The organism is Streptomyces sp. WM6372 (assembly GCF_001279655.1).
GTDB lineage: Bacteria > Actinomycetota > Actinomycetes > Streptomycetales > Streptomycetaceae > Streptomyces.
Map to the genome: position 1 here is coordinate 1 of NZ_LGDB01000067.1, position 2899 is coordinate 2899.

Annotated in this window: 1 rRNA gene; it reads left to right on the forward strand. The window is 56.8% G+C overall.

What is annotated here, in order from left to right:
• Positions 1-56: 56 nt before the first annotated feature.
• Positions 57-2899 (forward strand): 23S ribosomal RNA (locus tag ADK52_RS07395); the annotation flags it as partial.

Sequence of the window (2899 nt, forward strand, 5' to 3'; positions counted from 1 at the left end):
GGGTGATGGGTGGCTGGTCGTTGTTTGAGAACTACACAGTGGACGCGAGCATCTGTGGCCAAGTTTTTAAGGGCGCACGGTGGATGCCTTGGCACCAGGAACCGATGAAGGACGTGAGAGGCCGCGATAGGCCCCGGGGAGCTGCCAACTGAGCTTTGATCCGGGGGTGTCCGAATGGGGAAACCCGGCAGTCGTCATGGGCTGTCACCCACTGCTGAACACATAGGCAGTGTGGAGGGAACGAGGGGAAGTGAAACATCTCAGTACCCTCAGGAAGAGAAAACAACCGTGATTCCGGGAGTAGTGGCGAGCGAAACCGGATGAGGCCAAACCGTATGCGTGTGATACCCGGCAGGGGTTGCGCATGCGGGGTTGTGGGAATGAGCTTGATCGGTCTGCCGGCCGGTCGGCGAGTCAGAAACCGTTGATGTAGTCGAAGGACATGCGAAAGGTCCGGCGTAGAGGGTAAGACCCCCGTAGACGAAACATCAGCGGCTTGCTTGCTCATCTCCCAAGTAGCACGGGGCCCGAGAAATCCCGTGTGAATCTGGCGGGACCACCCGCTAAGCCTAAATATTCCCTGGTGACCGATAGCGGATAGTACCGTGAGGGAATGGTGAAAAGTACCGCGGGAGCGGAGTGAAATAGTACCTGAAACCGTGTGCCTACAAGCCGTGGGAGCGTCGCTNNGTCGTGACTGCGTGCCTTTTGAAGAATGAGCCTGCGAGTTAGCGGTGTGTAGCGAGGTTAACCCGTGTGGGGAAGCCGTAGCGAAAGCGAGTCCGAATAGGGCGATTGAGTTGCACGCTCTAGACCCGAAGCGGAGTGATCTAGCCATGGGCAGGTTGAAGCGGAGGTAAGACTTCGTGGAGGACCGAACCCACCAGGGTTGAAAACCTGGGGGATGACCTGTGGTTAGGGGTGAAAGGCCAATCAAACTCCGTGATAGCTGGTTCTCCCCGAAATGCATTTAGGTGCAGCGTCGTGTGTTTCTTGCCGGAGGTAGAGCACTGGATAGGCGATGGGCCCTACCGGGTTACTGACCTTAGCCAAACTCCGAATGCCGGTAAGTGAGAGCACGGCAGTGAGACTGTGGGGGATAAGCTCCATGGTCGAGAGGGAAACAGCCCAGAGCATCGACTAAGGCCCCTAAGCGTACGCTAAGTGGGAAAGGATGTGGAGTCGCAGAGACAACCAGGAGGTTGGCTTAGAAGCAGCCACCCTTGAAAGAGTGCGTAATAGCTCACTGGTCAAGTGATTCCGCGCCGACAATGTAGCGGGGCTCAAGCGTACCGCCGAAGTCGTGTCATTGCAGCAATAGGGCCAACGCCCGCTGTGATGGGTAGGGGAGCGTCGTGTGCCGGGTGAAGCAGCAGCGGAAGCTAGTTGTGGACGGTTCACGAGTGAGAATGCAGGCATGAGTAGCGATACACACGTGAGAAACGTGTGCGCCGATTGACTAAGGGTTCCTGGGTCAAGCTGATCTGCCCAGGGTAAGTCGGGACCTAAGGCGAGGCCGACAGGCGTAGTCGATGGACAACCGGTTGATATTCCGGTACCCGCTTTGAAACGCCCAATATCGAATCAGGCGATGCTAAGTCCGTGAAGCCGTTCCGGACCCTTCGGGGAAAGGAAAGTGGTGGAGCCGACGAACCAGACTTGTAGTAGGTAAGCGATGGGGTGACGCAGGAAGGTAGTCCAGCCCGGGCGGTGGTAGTCCCGGGGTAAGGGTGTAGGCCGAGGGGTAGGCAAATCCGTCCCTCATTAAGGCTGAGACCTGATGCCGAGCCGATTGTGGTGAAGTGGATGATCCTATGCTGTCGAGAAAAGCCTCTAGCGAGTTTCATGGCGGCCCGTACCCTAAACCGACTCAGGTGGTCAGGTAGAGAATACCGAGGCGTTCGGGTGAACTATGGTTAAGGAACTCGGCAAAATGCCCCCGTAACTTCGGGAGAAGGGGGGCCATCACTGGTGATCGGATTTACTCCGTGAGCTGGGGGTGGCCGCAGAGACCAGCGAGAAGCGACTGTTTACTAAAAACACAGGTCCGTGCGAAGCCGTAAGGCGATGTATACGGACTGACGCCTGCCCGGTGCTGGAACGTTAAGGGGACCGGTTAGTGCACTTTCGGGTGTGCGAAGCTGAGAACTTAAGCGCCAGTAAACGGCGGTGGTAACTATAACCATCCTAAGGTAGCGAAATTCCTTGTCGGGTAAGTTCCGACCTGCACGAATGGCGTAACGACTTCTCGACTGTCTCAACCATAGGCCCGGTGAAATTGCACTACGAGTAAAGATGCTCGTTTCGCGCAGCAGGACGGAAAGACCCCGGGACCTTTACTACAGTTTGATATTGGTGTTCGGTTCGGCTTGTGTAGGATAGGTGGGAGACTTTGAAACCCCAACGCCAGTTGGGGTGGAGTCGCCGTTGAAATACCACTCTGGTCGTGCTGGATGTCTAACCTCGGTCCGTGATCCGGATCAGGGACAGTGTCTGATGGGTAGTTTAACTGGGGCGGTTGCCTCCCAAAGGGTAACGGAGGCGCCCAAAGGTTCCCTCAGCCTGGTTGGCAATCAGGTGTTGAGTGTAAGTGCACAAGGGAGCTTGACTGTGAGACCGACGGGTCGAGCAGGGACGAAAGTCGGGACTAGTGATCCGGCGGTGGCTTGTGGAAGCGCCGTCGCTCAACGGATAAAAGGTACCCCGGGGATAACAGGCTGATCTTCCCCAAGAGTCCATATCGACGGGATGGTTTGGCACCTCGATGTCGGCTCGTCGCATCCTGGGGCTGGAGTCGGTCCCAAGGGTTGGGCTGTTCGCCCATTAAAGCGGTACGCGAGCTGGGTTTAGAACGTCGTGAGACAGTTCGGTCCCTATCCGCTGTGCGCGTAGGAATATT